The 25,516-nt window shown below is 54.0% G+C and carries 28 protein-coding genes; 7 read left to right on the plus strand and 21 right to left on the minus strand.

Annotated elements, in window-relative coordinates:
• Window positions 1–4: 4 nt before the first annotated feature.
• The 5 genes from PCH01S_RS17700 to PCH01S_RS17720 form a co-directional block, all read right to left on the minus strand.
• Window positions 5–829, minus strand: a complete 825-nt coding sequence (locus PCH01S_RS17700; protein ID WP_042231327.1) for a carbohydrate ABC transporter permease — start codon at window positions 827–829, stop codon at window positions 5–7.
• Window positions 826–1,731 (minus strand): carbohydrate ABC transporter permease, encoded by a 906-nt coding sequence (locus PCH01S_RS17705; RefSeq protein ID WP_042231329.1) that lies wholly within the window; start codon window positions 1,729–1,731, stop codon window positions 826–828. The genes PCH01S_RS17700 and PCH01S_RS17705 overlap by 4 nt, the downstream gene beginning before the upstream one ends.
• A gap of 363 nt (window positions 1,732–2,094) precedes the next feature.
• Window positions 2,095–2,781, minus strand: coding sequence for a DUF1129 family protein (locus PCH01S_RS17710; RefSeq protein WP_042231333.1), 687 nt, complete (start codon window positions 2,779–2,781; stop codon window positions 2,095–2,097).
• Complete coding sequence (locus PCH01S_RS17715; protein ID WP_042231336.1) at window positions 2,778–3,098, minus strand: PadR family transcriptional regulator; 321 nt, start codon at window positions 3,096–3,098, stop codon at window positions 2,778–2,780. Before PCH01S_RS17715 ends, PCH01S_RS17710 begins: the two co-directional genes overlap by 4 nt.
• A 160-nt stretch (window positions 3,099–3,258) precedes the next feature.
• A complete protein-coding gene (locus PCH01S_RS17720) occupies window positions 3,259–3,669 on the minus strand; it encodes a VOC family protein (RefSeq protein WP_042231338.1) in 411 nt (136 codons plus the stop codon).
• Window positions 3,670–3,889: 220 nt separating this feature from the next.
• On the opposite strand from PCH01S_RS17720, the gene PCH01S_RS30530 reads away from it, so the two are divergent.
• Together PCH01S_RS30530 and PCH01S_RS31440 are read left to right on the plus strand one after the other, a co-directional pair.
• Window positions 3,890–4,045 (plus strand): hypothetical protein, encoded by a 156-nt coding sequence (locus tag PCH01S_RS30530; protein WP_156972836.1) that lies wholly within the window; start codon window positions 3,890–3,892, stop codon window positions 4,043–4,045.
• A complete protein-coding gene (locus PCH01S_RS31440) occupies window positions 4,042–4,716 on the plus strand; it encodes a hypothetical protein (RefSeq protein WP_241688761.1) in 675 nt (224 codons plus the stop codon). The genes PCH01S_RS30530 and PCH01S_RS31440 overlap by 4 nt, the downstream gene beginning before the upstream one ends.
• On the opposite strand, the gene PCH01S_RS17730 is transcribed toward PCH01S_RS31440, so the two are convergent.
• Window positions 4,713–5,483 (minus strand): MBL fold metallo-hydrolase, encoded by a 771-nt coding sequence (locus PCH01S_RS17730; protein ID WP_042231340.1) that lies wholly within the window; start codon window positions 5,481–5,483, stop codon window positions 4,713–4,715. The two genes, PCH01S_RS31440 and PCH01S_RS17730, sit on opposite strands and share 4 nt — an antisense overlap.
• Window positions 5,484–5,628: 145 nt before the next feature.
• On the opposite strand from PCH01S_RS17730, the gene PCH01S_RS17735 reads away from it, so the two are divergent.
• Window positions 5,629–6,051 (plus strand): Lrp/AsnC family transcriptional regulator, encoded by a 423-nt coding sequence (locus PCH01S_RS17735; protein ID WP_042231343.1) that lies wholly within the window; start codon window positions 5,629–5,631, stop codon window positions 6,049–6,051.
• 81 nt (window positions 6,052–6,132) lie between these two features.
• Here the strand turns inward: PCH01S_RS17735 and PCH01S_RS17740 are convergent, their stop codons facing one another.
• Window positions 6,133–6,333, minus strand: a complete 201-nt coding sequence (locus tag PCH01S_RS17740) for a cold-shock protein (RefSeq protein ID WP_016423690.1) — start codon at window positions 6,331–6,333, stop codon at window positions 6,133–6,135.
• Window positions 6,334–6,642: 309 nt separating this feature from the next.
• Between PCH01S_RS17740 and PCH01S_RS17745 the strand changes: the two genes are divergently transcribed.
• The 3 genes from PCH01S_RS17745 to PCH01S_RS17755 all read left to right on the plus strand — a co-directional run bounded on the left by PCH01S_RS17745 (window position 6,643) and on the right by PCH01S_RS17755 (window position 8,688).
• Window positions 6,643–6,900, plus strand: a complete 258-nt coding sequence (locus PCH01S_RS17745; RefSeq protein ID WP_042231347.1) for a GlsB/YeaQ/YmgE family stress response membrane protein — start codon at window positions 6,643–6,645, stop codon at window positions 6,898–6,900.
• Window positions 6,901–7,089: 189 nt separating this feature from the next.
• On the plus strand, window positions 7,090–8,004 hold the full coding sequence (locus tag PCH01S_RS29360; protein WP_053228745.1) for a stalk domain-containing protein: 915 nt from the start codon (window positions 7,090–7,092) through the stop codon (window positions 8,002–8,004).
• A gap of 201 nt (window positions 8,005–8,205) precedes the next feature.
• A complete protein-coding gene (locus PCH01S_RS17755; RefSeq protein ID WP_042231349.1) occupies window positions 8,206–8,688 on the plus strand; it encodes a DUF4385 domain-containing protein in 483 nt (160 codons plus the stop codon).
• On the opposite strand, the gene PCH01S_RS17760 is transcribed toward PCH01S_RS17755, so the two are convergent.
• The 6 genes from PCH01S_RS17760 to PCH01S_RS31445 all read right to left on the minus strand — a co-directional run bounded on the left by PCH01S_RS17760 (window position 8,685) and on the right by PCH01S_RS31445 (window position 17,080).
• Entirely contained in the window at window positions 8,685–11,225 is a 2,541-nt protein-coding gene (locus PCH01S_RS17760) for an ATP-dependent DNA helicase (protein WP_042231351.1), read from the minus strand. The genes PCH01S_RS17755 and PCH01S_RS17760 overlap by 4 nt on opposite strands.
• Window positions 11,226–11,459: 234 nt before the next feature.
• The gene (gene lspA / locus PCH01S_RS17765) at window positions 11,460–11,936 is read right to left on the minus strand and encodes a signal peptidase II (RefSeq protein WP_042231354.1); all 477 of its coding nucleotides are present in this window, start codon (window positions 11,934–11,936) and stop codon (window positions 11,460–11,462) included.
• Window positions 11,937–12,053: 117 nt separating this feature from the next.
• Window positions 12,054–13,928 carry an ABC transporter ATP-binding protein gene (locus tag PCH01S_RS17770; RefSeq protein WP_042231357.1) on the minus strand — a complete coding sequence of 625 codons (1,875 nt, stop codon included), beginning with the start codon at window positions 13,926–13,928 and terminating at the stop codon, window positions 12,054–12,056.
• Between the two features lies 1 nt (window position 13,929).
• Window positions 13,930–15,714, minus strand: a complete 1,785-nt coding sequence (locus PCH01S_RS17775; protein ID WP_042231359.1) for an ABC transporter ATP-binding protein — start codon at window positions 15,712–15,714, stop codon at window positions 13,930–13,932.
• Window positions 15,715–15,884: 170 nt separating this feature from the next.
• Window positions 15,885–16,520 carry an NAD(P)-dependent oxidoreductase gene (locus PCH01S_RS17780; protein ID WP_042231360.1) on the minus strand — a complete coding sequence of 212 codons (636 nt, stop codon included), beginning with the start codon at window positions 16,518–16,520 and terminating at the stop codon, window positions 15,885–15,887.
• 428 nt (window positions 16,521–16,948) lie between these two features.
• Window positions 16,949–17,080, minus strand: a complete 132-nt coding sequence (locus PCH01S_RS31445; protein ID WP_255246850.1) for a hypothetical protein — start codon at window positions 17,078–17,080, stop codon at window positions 16,949–16,951.
• A 315-nt stretch (window positions 17,081–17,395) separates the two neighbouring features.
• On the opposite strand from PCH01S_RS31445, the gene PCH01S_RS17785 reads away from it, so the two are divergent.
• On the plus strand, window positions 17,396–18,526 hold the full coding sequence (locus PCH01S_RS17785; protein ID WP_042231361.1) for a DUF3298 domain-containing protein: 1,131 nt from the start codon (window positions 17,396–17,398) through the stop codon (window positions 18,524–18,526).
• A 204-nt stretch (window positions 18,527–18,730) separates the two neighbouring features.
• On the opposite strand, the gene PCH01S_RS17790 is transcribed toward PCH01S_RS17785, so the two are convergent.
• From PCH01S_RS17790 to PCH01S_RS17825, 8 genes are all read right to left on the minus strand, one after another.
• Window positions 18,731–19,912: an NAD(P)/FAD-dependent oxidoreductase gene (locus PCH01S_RS17790; protein ID WP_042231362.1), complete on the minus strand. Its 1,182-nt coding sequence runs from the start codon at window positions 19,910–19,912 to the stop codon at window positions 18,731–18,733.
• Between the two features lie 37 nt (window positions 19,913–19,949).
• Window positions 19,950–20,375 carry a DUF1641 domain-containing protein gene (locus PCH01S_RS17795; RefSeq protein WP_042231363.1) on the minus strand — a complete coding sequence of 142 codons (426 nt, stop codon included), beginning with the start codon at window positions 20,373–20,375 and terminating at the stop codon, window positions 19,950–19,952.
• A 524-nt stretch (window positions 20,376–20,899) separates the two neighbouring features.
• Window positions 20,900–21,325, minus strand: coding sequence for a threonine/serine exporter family protein (locus tag PCH01S_RS17800; RefSeq protein ID WP_042231364.1), 426 nt, complete (start codon window positions 21,323–21,325; stop codon window positions 20,900–20,902).
• A gap of 14 nt (window positions 21,326–21,339) precedes the next feature.
• The gene (locus PCH01S_RS17805) at window positions 21,340–22,101 is read right to left on the minus strand and encodes a threonine/serine exporter family protein (RefSeq protein ID WP_042231365.1); all 762 of its coding nucleotides are present in this window, start codon (window positions 22,099–22,101) and stop codon (window positions 21,340–21,342) included.
• A gap of 55 nt (window positions 22,102–22,156) precedes the next feature.
• Entirely contained in the window at window positions 22,157–22,846 is a 690-nt protein-coding gene (gene rluF / locus PCH01S_RS17810) for a 23S rRNA pseudouridine(2604) synthase RluF (RefSeq protein WP_042231366.1), read from the minus strand.
• A gap of 235 nt (window positions 22,847–23,081) precedes the next feature.
• Window positions 23,082–23,381, minus strand: a complete 300-nt coding sequence (locus PCH01S_RS17815) for a hypothetical protein (protein ID WP_241688762.1) — start codon at window positions 23,379–23,381, stop codon at window positions 23,082–23,084.
• Window positions 23,382–23,533: 152 nt separating this feature from the next.
• On the minus strand, window positions 23,534–24,430 hold the full coding sequence (locus PCH01S_RS17820; protein ID WP_042231368.1) for a diacylglycerol/lipid kinase family protein: 897 nt from the start codon (window positions 24,428–24,430) through the stop codon (window positions 23,534–23,536).
• A 344-nt stretch (window positions 24,431–24,774) separates the two neighbouring features.
• Entirely contained in the window at window positions 24,775–25,515 is a 741-nt protein-coding gene (locus PCH01S_RS17825) for an ABC transporter permease (RefSeq protein ID WP_042231369.1), read from the minus strand.
• Between the last annotated feature and the right edge of the window lies 1 nt (window position 25,516).

Consider the following 25,516-nt stretch of genomic DNA (forward strand, 5'->3'; position numbering starts at 1 on the left):
GGAATCAGCCTTTGACCGCCCCCGCCGTAATGCCTCTTACGAGCTGCTTGACGCCCAGCGCGAGCAGCAGGAAGGACGGAAGCAGGACAATGGTGATTCCCGCGAGAATCATGTTCCACGACATGACTTCCGCATGCTGGAGCATGGCGACGCCGATCTGAACGGTCCGCATGGACACCTTGTTCGTGATGAGCAAAGGCCAGAGGTAGCTGTTCCAGTGCGTCAGGAACTCATAGACGGCAAGCGTGGACAAGGCCGGCTTGGAGAGCGGCAGCACGATGGAGAAGAAGTTCCGCCAGTGCCCGCATCCGTCGATCTTCGCCGCATCGAACAATTCGTGCGGCAGCTGGAGGAAAAACTGGCGGAGCAGGAACACGCCGAAGGCCGCCGCCATAAAAGGCACGATCAGGCCCGGATAGCTGTCCATCCATCCCCATGACTTGATCGTCAGGTAGTTCGGAATGATGGTGACTTCCCACGGGATCATCATGGTCGCCAAGAAAACCATGAACAGGGCATTTTTTCCCGTAAAATTCAGAAAAGAGAACGCATAGGCCGCCATGGCGGACGTAATGACCTGGCTGACCATAATCGCCGACGACACGATAAAGCTGTTCAGAATGAACTGAAAGACCGGGACGTTGTCGATTGCGGCTTTAAAATTCCCCCAGTAAAGCTGGCTCGGCACAAGCGCCGGCGGGAATTTGGAAACCTCCTGCTCCGTCATGAACGAAGAGAAAACCGTGAACAGAAGCGGGTACAGAACCACCAGGGCCAGCACGATAAGAAGCAGGTAGAGCAGCGTGTTGTTCAGTCTCCGTGCGATCATTGATAATGCACCTTCTTTTCCAGAACCGTAAATTGCAGAACGGTCAATATCAGAATGATAAAGAAGAGAATGAGCGCCTCGGCGCTGCCCGTTCCGAAACGGAAGTTGACGAAGGCTTCCTGGTAGATGGAGTAAACGACCACATTCGTCGAATCCATCGGGCCGCCTTTAGTCAGAATGTTGATTTGTCCGAACGCCTGGAACGCTCCGATCACCGATACGATTAGAGCGAAGAACAGCGTCGGGGACAACAGCGGCAGAACGATCTGGAGGAAGGTGCGCACCGGACCGGAACCGTCGATTTTGGCGCTCTCGTAAATTTCTTCCGGCACCCCCTGCATGCCGCTGGACAGCACGATAAAGAGGAAGCCCATGTTCATCCAGACAGTCATGAGGGAAACGGAGATCAGCGCCCACGCGGGATCGGTCAGCCACGGAATGGCTTGGATGTGAATCAGGCTCAGGAAGTAGTTGAGCATGCCGGCCGTAGGATGAAACAGCAGCAGCCAGATGATCGAGCCCGTACCTACCGAAATGACGAGGGGCAGGGAAAACACGAACTGGAAGATCTTCATCCCTTTCAGCTTATTGTGTGTAAAGGCCGCCAGGAGCAAGGCCCAGATGATACTAGTCGGCACGGTATATAAAATAAAGAGCAGCGTCACTTTCAGATCCGAATAAAACTGACCCGACTGGAACAATTCGACGAAGTTATCAAACCATACAAATTCGGCTACACGCCCCCTCGGATCGGTGAGCGTCATACTCAGGTAAACCGATCTCAGCATCGGGTAGAACAAAAAGGTGGCGAAAATAATCAGGGACGGCGCCAGAAAGAAATACGCAAGCGCGTTTTCCCGCCATCTTTTCTTTTTTGATAAAACGCTTTCATGACTTGGCAAGCGGCATACCCCTCTCTCTCAATCGTGCTTTACACCCTACCCGTCCGGAGGTTCATCTGCAGCTTGAACCGGGTCCCGGCTTCACCGGAGGAAGTCCTCTTTAGGGGGAACACACCCGGTAAAACGGCGGATAGCCGTTATAATCCGACAGAAAAAAGATTCACATAAATTGCAAGGCCGCTTGGACCTTGCAACTTACGTGAATCTCCACATCTCCGTCACAAATTATTAACTTATTTCATATCATAAGCGGTAAAATCGGGTATGTCAACGCTTACAGACCATTTTTTTACTAAGAAAAAAACGGAATCATCCTTTAGATAGATGACTCTGTTATGGTTTATTTCAGACTTTGAACGAAATTTATCCCGCAGCCCCCGCTCCTCCCCGTTTTCCCCTGCCCCCAAACATCACTTTCTGTCCGGCATATCCTCCCGCAAAAATCAGCAAAGAAATCCAGGGCGATACGGTAAAGACAGGCAGGTAAGGCTTTAACAGTATCCCGGCAGCAGTCACCGCTCCGATACTTACGATGTACAGCAGCAGGAAAAACAGACGAAATTTACGCTCGCTCCCGTTAAAGGCGGTTTTATTCATCAGAGCAAGAACAAGCTTCACCACAAGGATGGAGTCAACGGCGACAATAAGCAGAAAAGCCGGGCTGACTTCGTTCATTCGTCCGATCTCAGCACCCGCCATTATCGTTAGAAAGCCGGTAACGGCGTAGGCCAGGAACATCCAGGTAAGGGTGATCCACGGGATCATAACAACCATGCGGAGCCGCTCCGCCCGGCCCCGAGAAGGCAGTTGGGAAACAAGATCTTTACAGTATGCGAGAGGATCGGTTCCGAATACGACGCGGGCGCTGCGTCCTTCCTTCTGCGCCTGCAGCAAGTGCTGAAGCATTTCAAGGAGCAGTTCTTCCCCCTGTCTCTCATCGATATCGCTCGTGCGGATATAAACAAGCATGCCTCCGTAGTACTTTTTATTTTCCTCATTGAGCTGCTGCTGCAGCTTGGCATTTTCAGCACTCATTTGACTTGTATTCATCGGGATTGCCCTCCTTCTAAAATGTGATCCACACTCCGCTTCATTGCGCTCCAGTTGTCATGGAACTGCACCAGCACCTCCCCGCCCGCCTCCGTAAGCCGGTAATATTTCCTTGGAGGGCCTCCGGAGCGTGAGTCGGCCTTCATATAGCCCTCAATCCATTTCTCCTTCTGCATGCGGAGCAGCAGCGGATAAATGCTTCCCTCGCTGACATAGTCGAATCCGCTTTCCTGAAGCTTTCGGGACAGTTCGTACCCGTAGACTTCATTCTGCGAGATGATGGCGAGAATACACCCCTCGAGGATCCCCTTTAACATCTGTGTGTACGTAGAAATGTAAATGACCCCCTCAATCCGCACTTATTCATCTGCGCGTCTAACTTGCATTACAATGTAGTTGCTCAGAAAGAAAACAAGGAGTCTTAATCTGAAGACTACCTTGTTATATAAGTTAGTCTAGCTGACTTTAGTTTTCCTGTCAAGCCTCGACCTGATTACCCGCAGCCTCCGTCGCAATCTGCCATCGGACGCCGTAAGCATCCTCGATTCTGCCGAACATCGTGCCCCAGAACATCCGCTGCAGAGGCATCAGGACTTTGCCGCCCTCCGAAAGTGCGCCGAAGACCTGCTCCGCTTCGGCATCCGTGCCGAATTCGAGCGTAAGGTCCAGCCCGCTGCCCCTCTCTACCCGATCGCTGTCCGCCATGTAGAACGTTAACCCGCACGCCTTCAGCACCAGATGCATCACCCGGTCGCGATCCTGCCCGTATTGGGCGGGCGCATCGCCGAAAGTTTGAATGCTCACAATTTCTCCCCGCAGGGCCCGGGCATAAAACGCCCCCTGCTCCCTTGCGTTTTCACTGTACAAATACGGTCGTAAAACAGCCATCGGAATTTCTCCTTCGCGTTTTATTCAAGCCTGACATTTGCAAATTTTACTGTTTCAACTTTTCTAGAAAAGGGTATGGCAATTCAGGAGTCTAAACATCGGAATATTTTTCCTTTTAAACTACCTAAAATCCTTTCTCGTAATAAAACTTTTACATGATTTCATTCCATCCCTGCAATCGAGGAGGTCTTTTATCGGGTGGGTGCTCATCGGAGCTGTCATGCCTCTGACGGACACCGGGGCGGGAGAAGAATTTTACAGCACGGCCATCGGCGCGACCATTTTGCAGCCTCTGACAGTATGGATTCCTTTCGGGATGGTCTGGTGGATCCGCAGACAATTCGGCCTGAACGAAGGAGAGGAGATCACGCTATGAGCCTGTATGCCGATATGTTTATTTCGAAGTGGCATCTGATTACGCTCGGTCTTATTCTCATCGCCTGGATTGCCCTTATCGCGGGCGGTTACGACAAGCGGACGATCCTCCGCAGCGGCGGCGGAGCCGTGCTTCTTTTGTACATCGTTTCGACCATTCCGATCGCCACCATCACCCACGGAGCCCATAAAATCGACGAGTCGATGCGTTCGGAGCTCGATCGGCATTACCAGGAGCGGATGAGCAAGTCCGAGGTCCGGGAAGATATCGACCGTCTGGCCGTTGCCGCGGGCGCTTTCTCCGATGACGACTCTTACGATATCCGGGTATATGCCGGAAATTACAGCTCCGCGTATACATTCCGGGGCAGCCTGACCTTCACTACCTATGATGCCCAAGGACAAGTCGTTCATGAAAAATCGTATGACAACGTCATAATCGCACCCGGCGAGAAAAAAAGCTCGACAACTACTACACGTCGAACACATTCGTTACATACCGGTATACCTTTACCGCCCGGTAGGCGGCCCGGCAGTCCGGACAGCCGCGTAATATTTTGGCGTGAGGGCTTGCTGCCCGCCTCCTGCTTTACTGGCTGGCGCAAGGGAAAGCAGCGGCAAAAGAAAAACAAAGCATGCCCCGGTTTTAAGACCCGGGCATGCTTTGTTTAGTTGGACGCGGCTCCCGATTCCTCGAGCCACTGCCCGTCCGCCGGAACGTCGGTGCGTTCCGACAGACCCTCCTGCTCCAGGCGCGCGCGAAGATCCTCCCGCGTCAGGAGGCAGTGATTGATCGCCTCCATGTGCACGGCGATCACCCGCGTTTGCGGCGCTTTGCGGCAAACGGCGACCACATCGTCGGCCGTCATCGTGATCGGATCGCCGGCCTTGAAAACGGCACCGCCTGCGTTCACAACCGTTACCGCAGGCTGATGCCTCTCCAGCGCCTCCGCCACTTCGGCACAGTAGATCGTATCGCCGGCGATATAGACCGCCGGCTCTCCTTCCGCGCGGAGCACGAAGCCCGACACCGGGCCCATCGCTGCGCCGATGTCGCCGGTTCCGTGCCGGCCGGATGTCCGCGCGATGAGCAGACCGCGCCAAGCCGTCTCCTCCTCTACGGGCGATACGTCCGTGAAGCCCTGTTCCGCAAGCGGCTCTGCGTCCCCCGGCTGGCACAGGACGGGCGTTCCCTTGGGCAACCTTCCGGCGGCCTCCGCGTCCCAGTGATCGGGGTGCAGGTGCGTGATCAGCACCAGGTCCGGCTTCAGCAGGTCTTCCGCAGGTACCGGAAGCGGCACGAGCGGGTTGCGCCGGTCGTTGGCCGTGTTCGGGATCGGCGGGTTGGCCCCGGCTCCGCTCAACATCGGATCCACGAGAATGCACCGACCTCCGTATTCCAGCCACAGCGTTGCGTTGCGTATCAAACGGATTTTCATAGAATCGCCTCCATAAGTGCCAATATCTTTTTAAAAAAGGATTTGATACAATTTTATAAAAAGAGGAGCGGCTCCGGAAAGGACCCCATGAAAGATCTGAGGTTGTCCCTTTTTCACCATGAAAGTATTCGGAAGGCGGATGGACATGTTCAGCATTGATGATACGGATCACAAGATTTTGCAGTGCCTTCTGGAGGATGCGACCCGCTCAAACAAAGAGATCGGCCTCAAGGTTCATTTGACCGGCCAGGCGGTAGGAGCAAGAATCCGGAAGCTGGAGGATTGGGGCATTATCGAGGGTCGGACCCTCAAGTGGAATCCGGAAAAGCTTGGCCTTACGGTGCACGCGATGGTCACGGTATTTCTGAAATCCCAAAATGCCCACGGTGATCTGCAAACGTTCGCCTCCAGCGACTCCCGCGTTCTGGAAGCCCATCGCGTCAGCGGAGAGGGCTGTTACTGGCTGCGTGTACAGGTCGGAGACAACGAGGAGCTCAATGCCTTCCTCGACGATTTACTCAAGTACGGCAATTATAAAGTCAGTTTATCCATCGGCAAAATCAAATAAGGTCCCCATCATTTCCCGGAATAAAACAAAGAAGCTGTCCACAACATAAAGTTGTGAACAGCTTCTCTCGTTTAGCTGAAATTACAGCTTAACAACGTTCTCAGCTTGTGGTCCGCGGTTGCCTTGAACTACGTTGAACTCAACGCGTTGGCCTTCGTCCAGGGACTTGAAGCCTTCGCCTTGGATTGCGGAGAAGTGTACGAATACATCGTTGCCGCCTTCAACTTCGATAAAACCAAAGCCTTTTTCAGCGTTGAACCATTTAACTGTACCAGTTTGCATGTGTGGTACCTCCTAGAAATTAAATTAACATGTTCTTTTTACTCTTGAAGCAAATAAAAATTCACATATTATAAAAGGCTCCATCTCACAAATGATAACCCTTTATAATAAGTGAATTCCAGGTTTCAAATACTCGATTGATTTCATCTTACCATAGGCAATTTCCAAGTGCAAGTTATTTTCCAATTCTTTTAGGAAAACAATTTTCGCGGTAACTTTTGCAAACCTGATTAAAGAAAAAGCAATGAGGTTAATACTAAGCAACCAGGCAACACAAACTAAAACATAAACATTTAGGAGGTAATCTAGATGAGTTTCTTATGGTCATTAATTATCGGTGGTATCATCGGTTGGTTAGCCGGCATGATTATCGGTAAAGATATTCCCGGCGGCATTATCGGCAACATTATCGCAGGTTTCTTGGGCGCATGGCTCGGCGGTCTGCTGCTTGGCAACTGGGGTCCGGAAGTCGGAGGATTCTACTTCTTCCCTGCTTTGATCGGTGGTATCGTACTGGTATTCATCGTCAGCCTGATCTTGCGTTCTATGGGAAGCAAACGGGTATAACCTTAAGCTAACCTGATTTACAGGATAAAAAAGACTACGCGAAACACTCGCGTGGTCTTTTTTTGCGCTTTTACCTCGCTATGTTTTGCAGCTTCACAGCGTTTTTCCAGTGGCTTGCAACTTTTGGAACTATTTGTCCGTTTTATATACAGCAATCTTCCAAATTAATACATGAGGAGAGTGACTGTCATGAAAAAATATGTCATCGGTTTTGCCGTTGGGGCGATTGTATCCGCATCGACGGTAGCTTACGCAGGCAACACGATACAAGCTGTACTTTTCCCCGCAAAATATCAGGTAAACGGTGAGTCGAAAACGTTGCCGGACGACTATAAAACATTAAACGTGGACGGACACGCTTACGTGCCGATCCGCTTCGCGGCCGAAAGCCTTGGCGCCGTAGTGGCTTACGAAGGCAAAACAAACACCATTTCCATCGATAACGGGTTTAACGTGACCACGATGGACAGCACCATCCGCGCCGGCCATCTGAAAGTGTCCGACACCGCCAGCAGCACGGTGGAAGGTCAGCTTTACATAGGCCAGGACCATTGGGACCGCATGGCGCAAGCACGGAACAGTATTGAGCCAGGCTCGGAAGTGGACGTGAAGGGAACTATCTTGTTTTTTGATGCTCAAGGAAAGCCGCTGGGCCAAGCCCCGCTTGAGACCAAGTTTACGGCTGAAGGCGATCAAATCAAACCCTTCAAAGCGGTTGCCGACCACAACGTAAGCGGCTATGCCTTCGCTTCTCTTCAAGCCGGGCCTGTGCCGCATCCGCTGCCTGTTCCTCCGAATCTGTCCATCTCCGACGAGACCGGAACGCTTGGAATCGGAACGCTGAAGCTGATTAAACAGAACGATTTCACGAAAGTGAGCGGCTGGGTTAGCGTGAAGAAACCGGGTACGCTCCGCTTCGACGCGACCCTCCAATTTTATGATGCGGAAGGCCGGGATCTGGGCACCGCCACTGTAAAAGGTACGAGCGTCGGAAGTACCGGGGAAAGCCTATCGGCAACCACGTTCGAAACGGTCGGCAAAGGCGATCTCACCGGTTACAAATCCGTGAAGGTAAAGCTGAATTCCGCCGACCCTGTTCAATAAGTCTGGGCTTCGCGTTTTAAGGCTTACGAATTAATCCGTCAGTTTGCCACTAATTGAATTCAGTCCCCTTTCAGTAGCCGGTGCCGGGCAACCTGCGCACTAAACGTTACTTGGAGGGGATTTTTTTCGCGGCATTATACGGTTGTCCGGGTAAAGAGAGACATATCCTAGTCTGTCCAAAAACGAAGGGGGCTGTTTCGCATGGCTAAAAAATTCGACTATTCGCTGGATTACGAGCATCTGGACCTCCGTAAAAAACCGGAGCTCTACACCGTAGGCCGGGGAGAACAAGGCGTCCTGCTCGTCGAGCCCTATAAGAGCGAGATTTTGCCGCACTGGCGGTTTAAAACGCCGGAAATCGCGAAGGAATCTTCGGAGAAAATTTATAACCTTTTTATGGATTATAAAAAATCGGGTGATTTTATCGGAATGGACATGGCGAGAAAATTTCTCCAGATGGGCTATACGCGCGCCAGGCGTTACACGAACCACAAAGGAGGCCGGAAATATTCCAAAGAAGACGGTTCGATCCTGCCCTACCAGAACGATCCCGTAAAAGCGGAGTCCGCCGCTATTTTTAAAGCTCAATGGGAAATCGCGAAGACGGACGAAGACTATATCCGCATGAAAAAAGAACACCAGGATAAATACGAGAAGGAGGACAAAAAACAGTCTCCCGATTAATGAGTCCTTTCTTTCTCCTGACCGGGGATCGTAAAATGCCGCCACTCCGGCGGGAGGAGAGACTGGTAGCGCCTTTGCAGGAAGCGGTCGTCGATCAGGACCAGCGTCCCATAGTCGTTCTCCGTCCGGATCAGACGGCCGCCGGCCTGCATGACTTTATTCATGCCCGGGAATACATACGCGTAATCGAAGCCGCTGCGGCCGTCCCGGTCAAAATGCTCTTTGATGATATTCCGCTCCGGCCCTACCTGGGGCAGCCCTACACCCACCACGACCACGCCCGTAAGCCGGTCGCCCCTCAGGTCGATGCCTTCGGAGAAAATCCCGCCCATGACGGCAAAGCCGATCAGAGTGCGGGAAGAGTCCGCCCGGAACGAGGCGAGAAAGGATTCCCGCTCCTCCTCCGGCATCGACGGCTGCTGGACCAGGATGCGCAGCATGCGGCTGCTGTGGTCCCCGCTCCCGGTTTCAGCGCCGGAGCAGCCCGAACCGCCGGAACTGCCGGAACCCGCTTCCTCCGCCAGGATAGACCCGCCGCCGCTCTCATCCGAAGCCGGCAGCCGGTCTTGAAGCAAGACTTCCACCGCTTCGAAAGCAGTCTCTGACGCCGCTTCCGTACCGCCCGCTTCTCCGTCAACCGCAGCGCCGGATTGCGGGCCTCTCTCCTGTTCCAGGAAAAGAGCGGCCACCTCCCGCATGTATTCGTAAGAAGGAAAGAAGACGAGATAGTTGCCCGGTTTCTCGCGGACGAGCTTTCCCAAAAGCCGCGAGATCGGCAGCTTGGTCTTGTCCCGGTCCTTGTAGCGGGTGGAAAGCGGCTCGATCCATACATCGAGCTGCTCCTGCCGGAACGGCCACGGAATCGCCACCGTGTAGTCGTCCTCTCCGCCGCCCAGCATATCCATGTAGTAGGAAAAAGGCGTCAGCGTGGCAGAGAAGAACACATGCGCCCGATACCCTTTCCCCATCTGCGCCAGCAGCGCGGAAGGGTCCAGGCAGAGCAGCTTGAGCCGCACGTCGCTGCGCTGCACCTCGGCGAGGGTCACATACCGCTCGTCGTAGTACTTCGCCGTGCGCAGAAAACTCTGCACCGCGAAGTAGGTGTCGAGCAGAAGCTCCTGCGCCTCGCCGCCCTGCCCGGGAGCGGAGAGCTCCCGTTCCGCCTGCTGCGCGAACGCTTCCAGCAGGACCGGCAGCTCTTCCGCCACTTCCCGGAGCACGAAACTGCCGCTGCTGCCCTGTTCCTTACGGAAGGCGATGAAATAGTCGTTCACGGCCTTGGCCGCGGCTTCCACGGCGGAGTTCCGCCCCTTGAAATCCCTTTTCAGCTGCAGAAAAGGGGCTTTCGTCAACTCGGCGGAAAACATCTCTCTGCCGCGGTCCACAAGATTGTGCGCCTCGTCGATCAGAAGCGCCGTCTGCTTTTTCACTTCCTCTGGAAGCCGCTTGAGATATACTTTTGGATCGAAAATATAATTGTAGTCGCAGATAACCGCGTCGGCCGCATAAGCCGCATCAAGCGAAAACTCGAACGGACACACTTTGTGCTTGCGCGCGTATGTCTCGATGACACCCCGGTTCATCAGCTTTTCATGGGACAGCATGTCCAGGACAGCCCCGTTCACCCGGTCATAATACCCATCGGCAAACTCGCATATTTCCTTCCTGCAATCCACCTCATCACGGAAACAAATCTTGTCTTTCGCCGTCAGCGTGACGGTACGCATATGAAGCCCCCGCTCGATCATGAGGGAAAAAGCTTCCTCCGCGGCCGTACGCGTCAGCGTCTTCGCCGTCAGATAAAAAATCCGCTGGAGCAGCCCTTCACCCACCGCCTTAACGGACGGAAAAAGGGTCGAAATGGTTTTGCCCGTGCCGGTAGGCGCATTCGCGAACAGCTTGTGGCCGTCTTTGATCGTTTTGTAGACCGATCCGGCGAACTGCCGCTGTCCTTCCCGGTAGGCCGGATACGGAAACGGCAGCTCTCTGATGCTGGCGTCCCGCTCCCGGCGGTTTTGCAGCTGCATCGCCGCGTAAGGAGCATAAAGACGCACGGCTTCCAGCACGGCGGCCTCCATTTCGTTATAGGAATATTCCCTGACGTACCGCTGCTGTTCCTCCGTCCCGACCTGGACATACGTCAGTTGGACTTTCATGTGTTCCCTTCCGTGCTGCCGCGCATACATATAGGCGTAACAAACAGCCTGGGCCCAGTGAACGGGATGGCGGTTTTCCTCCACGAGCCGGGGATCGCCCGTCGAAGATTTGATCTCATCAATCGTAACCTCACCGCCGTCATCATCGAAAAGCAGCCCGTCGCAGCGGCCCTCCAGCACAAATGCCATCCCGTCCAAAAGAATTTCCGTTTGCAGGAAAACCTCCTTCTGATCGCTGTCCCCGTAAGTTTTCTGCACCTTCTGATGGGCCTTGGTTCCTTCGGTTAATGCCGTGGCGGTCCGGAAGCCGGATTCGATGCTTCCGCTCCGGTACGCATATTCCACCAGAGTTCGGACTGAAATTCTCACTTCACCGCTCATTTCCCTCACCGCCCTTTTTTATAAATACCCGCTCCGCGAACATTCGTTCTATCTGCCGATTATATCATCCTCCGGATTATTTCCCAACCATAGGCAGCCGGGAGGAACCGAGCGACCAACAACATTGCCGGATTCAAGAACTCTAGACAAGACACCAACTCTGTTCGCAAAAAAAAGACTCCTCCGCACGCCGGAAAAGTCTTTATAAAGAAATCAAATGAAAAGCAGCCCGGGTTACCCCTGCTCATCCCCGGCGGCGAGCGGATTCTGCTTTTTCCGGTAATAGTCCAGGACGCCCCCGATCAGGAAAAGAACAACGCCGATGTTAATCGCGATATCGGCCAGATTCAGAATGCCCCCGCCGGGACGGAATTCAAGAAAATCCGTCACTTTGCCGAACCAGAAACGGTCGATGGCATTTCCCGCTGCGCCTCCCGTCAGAAATCCCATGCTCGCATCCATCAGCGGGCCATGAATTTCCCCTTTACGGCGATAGTAAAGCACAATGGCGATGAACACAACCGCCAGCACGGCGAATACGCGCGCATATCCCTGAAACCTGCTTCCGGCCATCCCGCTGTTCTCATAATGCGTAAGCGCCATACTCCCCCAGAACGGAACGGATTCCCCGACCGCCATCGTGGCGCGGATTAAAGCTTTCACAAACTGGTCGGCAGCTGCAACCAAGGCGGCAGTGAAATAAAACAGCATAACAGCTCTCTCCTTCCGATTGGCAAGCTTTCGATCCTTAACGGCATAAATTGTTCCACAAGGAACATTTTCGCTATCTCCCGGATCGTTTTCAGACCATGTGCCCGGGCATCGTTTTTAGACGGCACCTTCTATATTTTTGAACTGATTGTAGAACATCCGGTAGTACACGCCCTGCTGTCCGATCAGCGAATCGTGCGCGCCTTTCTCCACAATTTCTCCGTGGTCGATAACCATAATGGTATCCGCATCCCGAATTGTATTCAGCCTGTGCGCGATAATAAAGCTGGTCCGGTTCTGCATAACCTTGAGCAGCGCATCCTGGATATGAAGCTCCGTGCGTGTGTCGATGCTGCTTGTCGCTTCGTCCAGAATGAGGATAGAAGGCTTTGCCAGAATGACCCGGGAAATCGCAAGAAGCTGCCGCTGGCCCTGGCTTAAATTCCCGCCGTTCTCCGACAGGAGGGTTTCGTATTTCGCGGGAAGCCGGTTAATGAACACGTCCGCGTTAGCCATGGCGGCTGCGGCTTCGACCTCGGCATCCGTGGCATCCGGTCTGCCGTACTTGATATTTTCCTTGATCGTCCCCGAGAAAAGGTACGTATCCTGGAGCACGATACCGAACGTCCTTCGCAGGCTGTCCCGCGTATACTCGCGGATATCCCGCCCGTCGATCAGGATGCGGCCCCCGGTAACATCGTAAAACCTTGTCAAAAGGTTGACGATAGTCGTCTTGCCCGCCCCCGTCGGGCCGACAAGCGCCGTGGAGCTGCCTTGGGCGGAATCGAAGCTTACGTTGTTCAGAATGGGCACATCCGGGCGGTAGCCGAAGCTTACCTGTTCAAAAACGACGTGTCCCTTCGGATGGAGAAGCTCGACGGCCCCCTCGGAATCGAAAGGCTCCTCTTCCTCGTCGATGACCTCGAACACCCGCTCCGCCCCCGCCACACCGGACTGGAGAATATTGAAAATGTTGGCCAGGTCGTTCAAAGGACGGACAAACTGCCGCGAATAGCTTAAAAAACTCGCGATAACCCCGACGGTAATATCCCCGCGCACGGCGAGAATCCCCCCGACCAAAGCTACGGCGGCAAAACCGATATTATTAATGACGTTAAGCAGAGGCATTAGGAATCCGGAACGGATTTGCGCCTTGAGCCCTACCTCGCACAGCTCCGCATTGACCCGCTCGAACTCCGCAATCGCTTTTTCTTCGTGATTAAACGCTTTGACGACCTGGAGACCGGAAATGGTCTCTTCGATATGTCCGTTCAGTTTGCCGAGCTGGATCTGCTGGTTTTTGAACAGGACGCTCGTTTTCTTCGTAATGGTCCGGGTCAGCACGAACAGGATCGGCACGGTAACCAGACTGGCCAGCGTCAGCGTCGGACTGAGGACGAGCATCATCGCCAGAGAGCCGACAATCGCGATGACGCCGCTCATAAGCTGCGTGGTGGACTGCGAAATCGTGCTGCTCACATTGTCGATATCGTTGGACAGGCGGCTCATCATTTCCCCGTGAGGCCGGGTATCGAAGTAAGCGACCGGAAGCTTCTGAAGCTTGGCGAAAAGAGCTCCCCGCAGCCGCATCACAATCCGCTGCGATACGCCTGCCATAAGCCAGCTCTGGAGGAAGGTGAACACCGCGTCGATTAGGTACGCCAGCAAGAGGACCAGCACCATCGTCTTCAGGAGGCCGAAATCGACGCCTTGTTCCGGATGAGACATCGCATCCACGGAGACCCCGATCAGATAAGGACCCACCAGAGTGAGAGCCGCTCCGATCAGAATCAGGGCGAAAATGACCGTCAACAGCTTCCGCTCGCTGCCGAAATAAGCCCACAGCCTGCGCAAAGTCCCCTTGAAATTCTTCGGCTTCACGACTGGTCCGCGGCCTCGCATTCCCCCGTGCCCTGGCCCTCCTCTGGGCGAAACTGTCACGGGTCTGCCGGGAGGGTTCTGGCCGCCCGGCCGTTCTTGGGAAGCTGCCATGTCAACCGACCTCCTTTCCCATTTGCGACTGGAAGATTTCCCGGTAGACCCGGCAGCTTCCGAGCAGCTCGTCATGCGTGCCGGAGCCTACAATCTCGCCTCGATCCAGCACGACGATTTTGTCCGCGTCCATGACGGACGTGATCCGCTGGGCGATCAGCAGGCAGGTGAGCCCCTCGGCGTATTTCTTCAGCGCGTCCTTGATCCGCGCTTCGGTGGCGGCATCGACGGCGCTGGTGCAGTCGTCGAGGATAAGAATGTCCGGCTTTCTCACGATCGCGCGCGCAATCGAAAGCCGCTGTTTCTGGCCGCCGGAGAAGTTCACGCCTCCCTGCCCGAGCCTAGTCTCATAGCCCTCGGGCGAAGCGGCTATGAACTCGTGGGCCTCGGCCATCCGGGCCGCATGCTCCATCTCCTCCGGCGAGGCGTCTTCTTTGCCCCAGCGGAGATTGTCGGCCACCGTGCCGGTGAACAGCACGGTTTTCTGGGGCACGACGGCAATCTTCTCGCGCAGGCGGCTCGGCTCCAGTTCTCTGACATCGGTACCGTTCACTTTGACGGTTCCGGACACCGCGTCATAGAACCGGGGAATGAGGCTGACGAGCGTGCTTTTGCCCGAGCCCGTGGAGCCGATGATGCCGACGGTCTGTCCCGGCTCGCAGGAGAAGGTGATCCGCCTCAGTACCGGCTCGCCGGATGCTCCCTCGTACGAGAACGTGACATTCTCGAACTCTACGCTTCCACCGGTCTGCATTCCCGTCAGCGTGCCTGATGCCGGCTTATCTGCGGAGCTTGCCGAGCTTCCGCCGGCTGCCGTTGTGACCGGAATTTGCGCAGCCATCGTATTTTCCTCCGCGAAAATTTCACCGATCCGGCCCGCGGAAGCCCGCGCGCGCACAAACATGTTGAACACCATGGAAATCAGCATGAGCGAGAACAAAATCTGCGTCATGTAATTGACGAAAGCGATAATGTGCCCGGCCTGCATCTGTCCCTGGTCTACACGAAGACCACCTAACCATAGGACAGCCACAATTCCGAAATTAACGGTCAGCGTAATCCCCGGGTTAAAGGCCGACATAACCCTCATGGCCGTAACCGACCGGGAACGGTACTCTTCGTTCGCCCGGCCGAACTTGCCGACTTCGTAATCGAACCGGTTGAAGGCTTTGACGACCCTGACACCGGACAAATATTCCCGCATAATCCCGTTAACCCTGTCGAGCGCCTGCTGCACCTTGATAAAGTAAGGAAAGCCCACCTTCATATTGATCGCGATCAGAATGCCGACAACGGGAACGACGACAGCCAGAATGACGGAGAGCGGCGGATTCAGACGGGCCGCCATAATCAAGCTTCCGATGCAGAGCAGCGGTGCTTTGACGAATACGCGCATCAAACCGTTCACGAACATTTGAACCTGCGTAACGTCGTTCGTTAACCGGGTGACCAGTGACGCCCGGTCGAACCGGTCGATATTTTCAAAAGACAGGGACTGGATTTTGCGGAATAAATCCGATCTCAGCTCGGCCCCGAACTTCTGCGAGACATGACTCGAGATCACATTGCGGACCGATGCCGAAATGGCCCCCAGCGCGGTTACCAGCAGCATAATGCCGCCCATCCGCCACACGTAATCCATCTGTTTGCCCCCTACGCCTACATCGATGATTTTGGACATCAGCGTCGGCAGCGTGAGATCGCACAAGGCTTCCAATGTCAGAAAAGCGACCGCGGCGCTGAAGGGCTTCCAGTACTTGCTTATATATTTTCGTGAAATGGGCATTCTGTCTCACCTGTCCGTCCTCGTAAACGATAAGTAAACCGCTAGGGAATAGTTCTATTATCCACCATACTCCCCTCCTTTTCAAAAGTCACGAGCTTCTCTTTTTTACGTGTTCCGGCAAAAGCAAAAAAACCGCCGGCGCACAGTGCACGGGCGGTTCTGACATTTCATTAAGATTCGGATACGACAGTGAAACGCTCATTTTCATGCTTCGGCTGTTCAATCTCATCCAAAACGGCGGCTGCATAATCTTCGTAACTCACATAGCTTTGGCCTTTGGAGTTAACGAGCAGGTTATCCTTGCCCGTACGATACTGCCCGGTTCTTTTGCCTAGCGCGAAGATGGCGGACGGGCTGACGAATGTCCATTTGATTCCTGCGGTGTTTTGCAGAATCTCCAGGTTTTTGCCTTGATTCGATGCCGTTGCAAAATAGGCGGCCGGGAAATCCGGCGTTTCCAGCACGCGCGTCGTTTTCGCTTCGTCCACGAACAGGCTGCCCGCTCCCCCGACGACGATCAATTTCGTCTCCGGCGCGCCTTGCAGAGCTTCGATCAGCACGTTGCCCGCGTCTACATGGAGATGCTCCTGGCCCGGGGCCGCTCCGAAAGCGTTAACGACGATATCGAATGCTTTCAGATCGGATGCGGTCAGATCGAACACGTCCTTTTCCAGAAGAGCTGCGCCTTCCGCGCTTACTTTAGCCGCGTCTCTCACGATTGCGGTAACCTCATGCCCTCTTTCCTGCGCTTCTTTCAAAATACGGCTGCCGGCTTTGCCGCTTGCGCCGATAATAGCTATTTTCATAACGAATTCCTCCCGGATAATGTTTTTGCAGTAAATGTCTTTCTTTGATGTAACTATTATAGTTACAGGTTATCGATTTTGTCAACTGGGCTTTAACAGCCTGTTTATGAAGAATCGACAAGGGCGGGGGATATTATACTTCTCGTTCAAGTCAATTTATGCCCACAACAAAGGTGATCTTTTATATGAACTGCACACTCATCCAACTTTTTTCTTTCCAAAAATTATGCTATACTGTGTATAACACTGCGTTTAACGTAGAATTTAATTAACGTATGAAGTTTCTTCTTGCTATCTATACTAAAAAAGAGCCTTCACCGCGCCAACGGTGAAAACTCTTTAGGACCCGAAAGGCTGTGGAACACCACGGCGCGCAAGCACAACTAAATGTAATGCAAGCGAAAACCACCGTTTAGGCGCCTAACCTACTAGCGGTGGTTTTTTCGCTTGTTCCGGAATTTACGACGCGCCCAGCGATAGAGCTTACGGATACCGAGCACAAGGCTCAGTAGCGTTACGGTCCAGCGCAGTACGTCATAAAACGCCACAAGTGCGACCATCGGCCTCACCCCCTTTCGGGAAGCTGCGCCGTGGTCTGAAAATCCACCACTATTCAAAGTCCATAAAACCGATTATAGCATGTCCTTTCCAGATTGTTCCATTGAACATTTGTTTCCAAATGCTACATCTTTCAGGAGAAAGACACCGGAAGCAGTCTTACGTTCCATCATCACAAAACACTTCGTCCCTACCCTTAAAAAAGTTAAAATCCGGTTACAGTTTAGCTCCGGATGGGTAATGTTACCTCTCTGTAACCCACCTTGATCCAAGGGGTGCCTATAATTAAACCGGACAACCTAGGAGGGATACTTATTATGAAAAAATCATTTAAGCTTCTGACACTTGGCCTGGCAGGCTCCTGTCTGCTGGCGGCCTCAGCCGGAACTTCTTACGCGAATAACGCGGTACAGGTTCCTGCGGCCACTTCTGTTGCGGCGGAACCCGTATCCGCACAAGCTTCCGTTAAAAACGGAGCTGTACAGGTGACAACCAAAGAAATCAAAGAAGATTCTCCCGAACTGAGCGTCGATCTTCAGATTCCCGTTATACAGGGAATGAAAGATACGCAGTACCAGGACGAGCTTAACGATATTATTTACCGGCATGCCATGAAAGATGTGGAGGCAGTGCGCAAACAGGCTCAACGTGATTTGGCTGCCGCCAACGGTTCCGCAAGCGAGCTGGCAATGCCTTATTCGGTCGACTTGATAGCTGAAGTAAGCGCATCGGGGGGCCAGGAAGACGCGAACCGTCTGTCTCTGCGGGTGGCAACTTCCGTTTATACGGGAGGCGCTCACGGGATGCCGCGTGTGGATACCTATAACGTCCTGAATGCGGAAGAAGCTCAGAAGATTGAGCTGAAAGACTTATTCGGGGACAATTATAAAGCGATTATCGACAAACAGATCAGTCAGGAAATCGCCAAGCATCCGGATGATTTCTTCGAAGACGCTTTCTCCGGCATTACCGATACGCAGTCCTTCCAGATCAGGGACGGTAAAGCGGTAATCGTGTTCTCGCCTTACGATATTGCCCCCTATGCCGCAGGCATCCAGGAGTTCTCCATCCCCATCGCTCCAGGAGGCAATTCCTCCGCACCTTCGAGTCTCGTAGTGGGCGGTGAAGTGCTGTCGGCGAAGCAGGGCTCGCTCTACACCACAGCGGAAGGCACCAACATGGTTCCTCTCCGCGTTGCGGCCGAGAAGCTGGGCTTCCAGCTTAAGTGGAACCAGGAGCAATGGGCCGCCGAGCTGTCCAAAGGAGCGGTATGGACAAGCGTTTACAAGGGAAAGGATGCGTACACCATCAACAAAATGGCGCCGGTTTCCCTGGGCGAAGCGGCTGTCATTAAAGAAGACGGCAACATGTACGTGCCCGCATCTTTCTTCTCCAAGATACTAAAGGCTGACGTAACCGTAACCGGCGATCAGCTCGTGATTAAATAAAACAGGCCTTCGCAGCGGACGGGCCCTGCCCCTCATATAACCCGTTTAAAGAAGCGTTTCCGCTCTTTAAGCGGGCTTTTTTTGCGGTACCGGACAAGTCTTCTTCCCTCAAAACAACATGAAAAAAGTCCCGCCACTCCCCAAAAGGAGAATGCCGGGACTTAGGTTCAGACCGGTTGATTCCGGTAAAATTCCGGACCGCTCTTAGTAAGCCAGAGCGAACAGGCCATGAATGTGAGACAGGTAACGGATGTTACTTGCTTCTTTCATGAGGGTTGCAGGCAGGCCTTTCAGGCGGGTTTGGTTGCCGCCGATCGAACCGATTCCGTCTTTGCGGCCCAGACTTCCGAGTGTACCGGAGAATACAGGCGTGAAGACGTCCATCGGTGCGCCTTTCTGTGCTGCGAAGAGGTTGTAACCGACCACTTCGCCCATCTGCCAAGCCAGTTGTGCGGTTGGCGGGTAAGGACGCTCGGCACCGGCCGGGAAGACCACGGCGCAGTCGCCTGCAAGGAACACGTCCGGGTGGGACGTGGATTGCATGAACTCGTTGACCGTCGCGCGGCCGCGGTTCACTTCAATCCCGGAGTTAGCGACAACCGGAGTGCCTTGTACGCCGCCCGTCCAGACGAGCGTGCTGGTTTCGATTGTGCTTCCGTCTTTCAGGGAAACGACGGATTCCTGCATTTCGGTGATCGCAACGCCCGTCAGGAACGTTACGCCGCGTTTTTGCAGGCTTGTCGTAGCGCGCTCGATCAGTTCCGGATGGAAGCCCATCAGGATGGAAGGAGCCGCCTCTACGCAGTACAGGGAGACGTCGTTGAAATCGACGCCTTTGCTGCGGCACAGGCCAGGCAGCATATCGGCGAGTTCGCCCACAAGCTCGATACCGGTCAGACCGCCGCCGCCGACTACGAATGTCGCGTCCGCTTTGTTCTTGGTCTGGCTGTAAGCTTCGATGCGTGCTTCCACGTGCTCGCGGATGCGGTTGGCATCGTTAACGGATTTCAGCGTGAAGCTGTGTTCCTGGAGGCCAGGAATGCCGAAGAACGCCGTTTCGCTGCCCAGGGCAACGACGAGCTTATCGTAATCGAACGATTTGCCGTTCGACAGGATGACGCGCTTGCTGTCCGCGGAAATGGTTTCGACCGTGCCGATTTCCAGGTTGATGTCTTTGCCGCGCAGGAGCTTTTCCAGAGGCAGGGCAACTGCTTTCTCGTGCAGATTACCTACAGCCAGGCGGTGCAGCTCGGTAATGATTTGATGCGTAGGAAAACGGTTAACAACCGTAATCGTAGCTTCTTCCGCAGTCAAGTGTTGACGGGCTGTCAGTGCGCTGAGCAAGCCGCCGTAACCGCCACCTAAGATCAAAATATGCTTGGACATACTCATCCTCCATTCTTGTTTCAGCTTACCTTATGATTTAACGCTGTTGCTGCCGTTCGGCTTGAACATCCAAGAATGCCTGTACGAAACGGAATGTCTTTTGTACTTGCGGGTCTTTCAGCATTTTGAGAAGTCCGAACAGACCGATCGTGGAATGTTCCGCTTGAGCGCGGTCGCTTGCTTCGATTGCAGCGGCAGCTACGCCTTTGGCTTTCTCGGTGATCGGCTTAACAAACTCGTTCATACCGCCTTTGAGGTCGTCGATCAGAACTTGGTCGCTCGCAACGCTTTGAGCCAAATCGTAAGCTTTGGTAAGAATCGTAACCATTTCCGCCAATTTCGGCAGATTCTCCACGAGAACGGTTAAAGACTCCTGAACCTCTGGCTTCATCAACTGATCAAGGACATCCTGAGTTTCCCTTTTTTCAGTAGTGCTTGGGGTTTGATTGGATGTTTCTGACATAAGCTAACGTCCTCCTTTGCTTTGAAATAGAAGCCCGTTTATTTTTCGATCCCTGCCTAGCCATCGAGACGTCTTCTGTCTTCGCATAAGTTTCCCTATTCGTGATAAATGAACCCACGCGGCCTGATAAGATTGTAACATTTTTCACATAAAAGGAAGAAGGTTTTTCTTGGCTGCGAGTCCATTACTTGCAAGATCGGGAAAAATGTCGAACAGGTCGAAACGGAACCCTATGTACTCCTATTATACCTCCGTCTTGCTGACAAGAGAAAAACTATTTTTTAGACATGTGAATAATTTGTGACAAAAATCATTTCTTTTCGCGCCCCCGCTCCTTAAGCAGGTATACATGCTTGTTTATTCCAATAATTCCTCGGATTTTCTTGCCAGAAGGGACAAGTCTTCGAGAAAAAATTTCATCAAAACCGGCTGCCCTGCTTACAAGAAAAAACCACCCGCGCGAACTCAACGGATGGTCTCGGTTGCGGCACCAAAGGCGGCAATCCTTCATTTTCTTGCCCGAGCTAGACCTTCGGCCTTTTAAAAAGCTGGTTCATCACCTCGGAAAAAATAAGTCCCGCGGCAATCGAACCCGAAATCATAAACGCTTTGGCGGCGAGCTGAACGGCAAGATTATAGTCGTTTTCCACGAAAGAACGCATCGCATCATAGGCCATGCCTCCCGGAACGAGGGGAATGATCCCCGCCACGCTGAAAACGATAATGGGGGTCTTGTAGAGACGGGCGAAAACCCGGGATATCACCGTCACGAAGAACGCCGCGGCCAAGGTGGCCACAATGGCGTTGGTATCGCTCCGCACTAGAGCGACGTATACGAGCCAGCCCATCATCCCGACGAAACCGCACTGGATCAAGGTATTCCTTGGAACGTTAAAAATAATGCCGAAGGCGGCGGAGGCGATATAACTCGTCACGAGCTGCGCAATCATTGAGGATTCCTCCGTTAATAAAATGAAAAGACGACCGCGATGCCGGCTCCGATGGCAAACGCCGTCAAAAACGCCTCCGCGCCCTTGGACAAGCCGGACACGAGATGGCCCGCCATCAAGTCCCTCACGGCGTTCGTGATCAACAGGCCCGGAACAAGCGGCATGACGGAGCCGATGATGATTTTGTCCAGCTCCTGTCCGAGCCCTGTCCATATAAACAGAGAGGCCAGCATGCCGATAATGAAGGAAGCCAGAAACTCGGCTACAAATTTGATCAGCACATACCGGTGAAAGATAAGGAATCCGATAAAACCCAGACCGCCTGTGACGACGGCCGGAAGAAAATCGGGCCACCCGCCGTTGAACATGATCGTAAAACAGCCGCTGGACACGGCTGCCGCCGCAATCTGAATGGCCACGGGGTAGGCCAGATTAGCCCTATCCACCTTGAGAAGGAGCCTGTGCGCTTCCTGAAGGTCAAGCTCTCCGTTGCTTATTTTGCGGGAGAGTCCGTTGACCAGGGTTACCTTATGCAAGTCGGTGGACCGCGTGGATATCCGGACCAGCTTGGTCGGATCGCTGCCGTCCACAGAGAAGATAATCCCGGTCGGGGTCACGAAGCTGTGGGTATGATGAAGGCCGTAAGAGGCCGCAATGCGGGTCATCGTATCTTCCACCCGATACGTCTCCCCTCCGTTCTGGAGCATAATCTTTCCCGCCAGCAGGCATACATCTACGATTTTATAAGTCTGACCGGGACCGGACGCCTGTTCCATCGCGCACCTCTTCCTGTGGATGTAGATAAGATGCCGGCCTGCCCTGCCGCCGCTCTCAATCCAGCAGCTCCATCAGCCGGGTAAACTCGCTTTCGCTCAGGTCTCTCCATTTTCCTTTGGGAAGTCCGTCCAGTTTGATATTCATGATGCGCACCCGCTGCAGCCGATGCACCTGATACCCGAACGCCTGGCACATACGCCGGATTTGCCGGTTCAGTCCCTGCGTCAGAATGATGCGGAAAGTATGGTCGTTGATGCGGGTCACCTTGCACGGTTTCGTCTTCGTGCCCAGAATACGGACGCCCGTGGACATACCTTGCACAAAGGAGTTCGTGATCGGCTGATTCACGGTGACGATATATTCTTTCTCGTGGTTATTTTCCGCGCGCAAAATTTTATTGACGATATCCCCGTCATTGGTCATGAGGATAAGGCCTTCCGAATCTTTATCGAGTCGGCCGATCGGGAAGATTCTCTCCGGATGCCGGACGAAATCGACGATATTGCCCGATATGTGACGCTCCGTCGTGCACGTGATGCCAACCGGTTTATTCAAAACTATATAGACGGACTTCTTCTTGGTCCCCAGCGGCTTGCCGTCGATTCTCACATCGTCTCCCGGCTCGGCCGTACTGCCAAGCTCCGCCGGAGCCCCGTTAATGGTCACTCGCCCGGCTTGAACGAGTTCATCCGCTTTTCGTCGGGAGCAAATACCCGTTTCACTAATGAATTTATTGATCCGCATGAAGCTGTTATCCCCTTCTTTTGCCTGTTAGGTTGTGAGTCCCCACCGATTTATATGCCTGTATTGTACCATAATCGGATGCAATTCGCGTCTCCGCTCCGTCACAAAAACGGCCCCTCCCCGTATTGATGGCATCACACCCAAACGGTGGATGAGAAAGAGGCACGTTTGGGACTGGGGAGAAGCTCACGGCAACGGGACAGCACGGTGTTTCAAGGAATAACGAGCTGCTGCACTAAGGCTCTTGGAAACCCGCAAAAAGCAGCAGCAGGGCCGCAATCAAAGCTCCGGCGATCAGGAAGATGCTCCCCGTTACGGCAAATTTCAGAAAGCCCCGCTCCTCTTTCAGCATACCGGCATAACCCAGCACAAGGCTTGCGGCGAGCGAACCGATGGCGGTATAAAAAAGCAGCCGAATGCCCGCCGATTCGGAGCCGGCCGGGTTCTCCGAGATCAGGTAACTCCCGACGAGCAGCAGAACGCCCAGACTGCTTAACAGCGTAGAGCCCGTTCCGAACTTCTTCTTCGATTCCATGGCAGCCTCCGCAATCATTGGATTTCTTTCTTATACTCCATTCATACGAAGCGGATCTAAGAAGTTTCCGGATTCGGGTTGAAAAACGGGAAAACGCCCGACTCATTTAAGGAGATCCGGGCGTTTTGTCTGCCGAATAAGGTCGCGTGTCCCTACGGCTGTTCTTCCCCCACGAGAAAAGTCAGTTTTTTTCCCAGAACGGAAATACTCGCCGGGGTATGCGCATAAATTTCCCCGTCCATGTCGGCCTGCATAGGCTGATCCGTGGTTAGCTTTAAGGAAGTCGTGCGGATGAACTCAAAGCTGCTCTTCTCGGAATCCCATTCCCCAAAATTCTTGATCTTGAACAGCTCCTTAAGCAGCGGCAGCCCGGCTTCGCGGATAATCGCCACGTCCAGGACGCCGTCGTAAAGGGCATCCGCCGCCAGGGGCAGCGGCCTCGTACCGAGAAACCGGCCGTTGGCGACGAAGAGCATCACCGCTTCCCCGTCTGTCCGCCCGCTGTCGTGTTCCAGGGTAAAGCGGAACGGATCTGCGGACGCTGCCGTCTGGAGCGTACTGATAAAATAACTCAGCTTGCCGATCGTCCCTTTCAGCTGCGGATTGATATTGACCGAGGCGTCGGTAATGAGGCCGATACCGAAGAAGTTCGAGAAATACCGGTCGTTCGCCCGGCCAATATCTACCGGCCGCGTGCGGCCTTGCATAAGGGCCTCCGCGGCCCGCCCCAGCTCCTGGGGAATATAGAGCGCCCGCGAGAAATCGTTGCATGTCCCGCCGGGAAGAATACCGACAACGGGCGGATCGGCAAGCGGCGCCAGCCCGTTCACGCATTCATGGACGGTCCCGTCGCCCCCCAGCACAAGGAGGAGGTCCGTCTCCTCCCCGCGCTCCCGGCAGATCCGCTCCGCATCTCCCGGCTCCTTCGTCTGCACCAGCGTGAGCTCTTCGATGCCCGCCTCAAGCGGGCCGATCACCGCCCCAAGCCTGCTCCCCGTTTCCGCCTGACCGGCGCTGCCGTTGTGGATCAGAATCGCTTTTCCGAACATGCCCACCGCCTCCTCCGATTACACCAAATTTCCTTCTCTAGCCTGTACTTACCCCGATCCAGAAATTCGGACCACCTTTTCCAGAAAAAGGGGCACAACTTCGAAATTCTGTCTGCTCCTATCCCGCTATCCGGCCCGCGATAAAATATGGAACCACAGGACGAAAGCGAACGCGGAAGCCAACACCTCTCTAATCGATTAACACCTTGCGAAGCTTTTCCGAAAAATTTTGCCCCCTACGCCCATGCCCTTTCCTTAACGAAAAAAAGAGAAGATGCACCTTTCAGGCACCTTCTCTCATTCTATCGTCTATCCGGAAATCAGGGAAAACCCATGGAATCCCATCAAATTTCTTTTCTTTGAAAATAGCTCAGTCCCGACAGGAAGAAAACCACGAAACCTCCAAGAATAACGTATATCAGTGTTTCGAAGGAAACATGAAGCCCTCCCAAGCTGGTGTCGCTCGCCGGGAGCATCGCGAGGAACGGCTGCGCCCACGGATAGAACGGGCCGTACGTTTCGGAATTGGCCACCAGAATGTTCGGCAGCGTGAAGATAACGTTGAGCGCAAGCGGGGCGGCGAAGCTCACCCAGGCGACGGAGACCCAGAGTTGCAGAGCCGCCAGCGGCAGAGTAGCGAGCCATCCGCCCAAGACAGGCCACAGCAGTTGGCTCCAAGGGATGCTTGCTCCAAGCCCCTTGATGCAGCCCACTCCGACCAAGCCGCCGAGGAACAGCAGTTGAGTGACGGCGAGCAGCCCGGTGACGAGCAGGAGCTTGGCCATGAACAGGTGGGAGCGCGAAACCGGCAGCGCCAGCACCTGCTTCCAGCCCCCGCCCGTGTGCTCGTAGCGGCACACGAAAGCCGCGAACACGCCGGTCAGCAGCGGAAGGAACAGCATCGCATGAATGAGGGCCATCGTGCTCAGCAGGAGCGTCCATGCGATCAAGGGTTCATTCGCCGGCACCGGCAGCGCCAGACCGGTCGCAAAAGCGAGCAGCGGGGAGATGAAAATCAGCAGCCAGATGTTCGTTTTGCGCAGCTTCAGCCATTCGGCACCCAGTATTTTAAAGAAAGCGGCCATC

Origin of the sequence: Paenibacillus chitinolyticus NBRC 15660 (genome assembly GCF_000739915.1) — a bacterium.
Taxonomy (GTDB): Bacteria; Bacillota; Bacilli; order Paenibacillales; family NBRC-103111; genus Paenibacillus_F; species Paenibacillus_F chitinolyticus.

What these genes read in the sequence shown, in the direction of transcription:
- PCH01S_RS17700 (WP_042231327.1), bottom strand. Translation starts at nt 829, where the DNA reads ATGATCGCACGGAGACTGAACAACACGCTGCTCTACCTGCTTCTTATC.
- PCH01S_RS17710 (WP_042231333.1), bottom strand. Translation starts at nt 2,781, where the DNA reads ATGAATACAAGTCAAATGAGTGCTGAAAATGCCAAGCTGCAGCAGCAG.
- PCH01S_RS17715 (WP_042231336.1), bottom strand. Translation starts at nt 3,098, where the DNA reads ATGTTAAAGGGGATCCTCGAGGGGTGTATTCTCGCCATCATCTCGCAG.
- PCH01S_RS17720 (WP_042231338.1), bottom strand. Translation starts at nt 3,669, where the DNA reads ATGGCTGTTTTACGACCGTATTTGTACAGTGAAAACGCAAGGGAGCAG.
- PCH01S_RS30530 (WP_156972836.1), top strand. Translation starts at nt 3,890, where the DNA reads ATGCCTCTGACGGACACCGGGGCGGGAGAAGAATTTTACAGCACGGCC.
- PCH01S_RS31440 (WP_241688761.1), top strand. Translation starts at nt 4,042, where the DNA reads ATGAGCCTGTATGCCGATATGTTTATTTCGAAGTGGCATCTGATTACG.
- PCH01S_RS17730 (WP_042231340.1), bottom strand. Translation starts at nt 5,483, where the DNA reads ATGAAAATCCGTTTGATACGCAACGCAACGCTGTGGCTGGAATACGGA.
- PCH01S_RS17735 (WP_042231343.1), top strand. Translation starts at nt 5,629, where the DNA reads ATGTTCAGCATTGATGATACGGATCACAAGATTTTGCAGTGCCTTCTG.
- PCH01S_RS17740 (WP_016423690.1), bottom strand. Translation starts at nt 6,333, where the DNA reads ATGCAAACTGGTACAGTTAAATGGTTCAACGCTGAAAAAGGCTTTGGT.
- PCH01S_RS17745 (WP_042231347.1), top strand. Translation starts at nt 6,643, where the DNA reads ATGAGTTTCTTATGGTCATTAATTATCGGTGGTATCATCGGTTGGTTA.
- PCH01S_RS29360 (WP_053228745.1), top strand. Translation starts at nt 7,090, where the DNA reads ATGAAAAAATATGTCATCGGTTTTGCCGTTGGGGCGATTGTATCCGCA.
- PCH01S_RS17755 (WP_042231349.1), top strand. Translation starts at nt 8,206, where the DNA reads ATGGCTAAAAAATTCGACTATTCGCTGGATTACGAGCATCTGGACCTC.
- PCH01S_RS17760 (WP_042231351.1), bottom strand. Translation starts at nt 11,225, where the DNA reads ATGAGCGGTGAAGTGAGAATTTCAGTCCGAACTCTGGTGGAATATGCG.
- lspA (WP_042231354.1), bottom strand. Translation starts at nt 11,936, where the DNA reads ATGCTGTTTTATTTCACTGCCGCCTTGGTTGCAGCTGCCGACCAGTTT.
- PCH01S_RS17770 (WP_042231357.1), bottom strand. Translation starts at nt 13,928, where the DNA reads ATGGCAGCTTCCCAAGAACGGCCGGGCGGCCAGAACCCTCCCGGCAGA.
- PCH01S_RS17775 (WP_042231359.1), bottom strand. Translation starts at nt 15,714, where the DNA reads ATGCCCATTTCACGAAAATATATAAGCAAGTACTGGAAGCCCTTCAGC.
- PCH01S_RS17780 (WP_042231360.1), bottom strand. Translation starts at nt 16,520, where the DNA reads ATGAAAATAGCTATTATCGGCGCAAGCGGCAAAGCCGGCAGCCGTATT.
- PCH01S_RS31445 (WP_255246850.1), bottom strand. Translation starts at nt 17,080, where the DNA reads ATGGTCGCACTTGTGGCGTTTTATGACGTACTGCGCTGGACCGTAACG.
- PCH01S_RS17785 (WP_042231361.1), top strand. Translation starts at nt 17,396, where the DNA reads ATGAAAAAATCATTTAAGCTTCTGACACTTGGCCTGGCAGGCTCCTGT.
- PCH01S_RS17790 (WP_042231362.1), bottom strand. Translation starts at nt 19,912, where the DNA reads ATGTCCAAGCATATTTTGATCTTAGGTGGCGGTTACGGCGGCTTGCTC.
- PCH01S_RS17795 (WP_042231363.1), bottom strand. Translation starts at nt 20,375, where the DNA reads ATGTCAGAAACATCCAATCAAACCCCAAGCACTACTGAAAAAAGGGAA.
- PCH01S_RS17800 (WP_042231364.1), bottom strand. Translation starts at nt 21,325, where the DNA reads ATGATTGCGCAGCTCGTGACGAGTTATATCGCCTCCGCCGCCTTCGGC.
- PCH01S_RS17805 (WP_042231365.1), bottom strand. Translation starts at nt 22,101, where the DNA reads ATGGAACAGGCGTCCGGTCCCGGTCAGACTTATAAAATCGTAGATGTA.
- rluF (WP_042231366.1), bottom strand. Translation starts at nt 22,846, where the DNA reads ATGCGGATCAATAAATTCATTAGTGAAACGGGTATTTGCTCCCGACGA.
- PCH01S_RS17815 (WP_241688762.1), bottom strand. Translation starts at nt 23,381, where the DNA reads ATGGAATCGAAGAAGAAGTTCGGAACGGGCTCTACGCTGTTAAGCAGT.
- PCH01S_RS17820 (WP_042231368.1), bottom strand. Translation starts at nt 24,430, where the DNA reads ATGTTCGGAAAAGCGATTCTGATCCACAACGGCAGCGCCGGTCAGGCG.
- PCH01S_RS17825 (WP_042231369.1), bottom strand. Translation starts at nt 25,515, where the DNA reads ATGGCCGCTTTCTTTAAAATACTGGGTGCCGAATGGCTGAAGCTGCGC.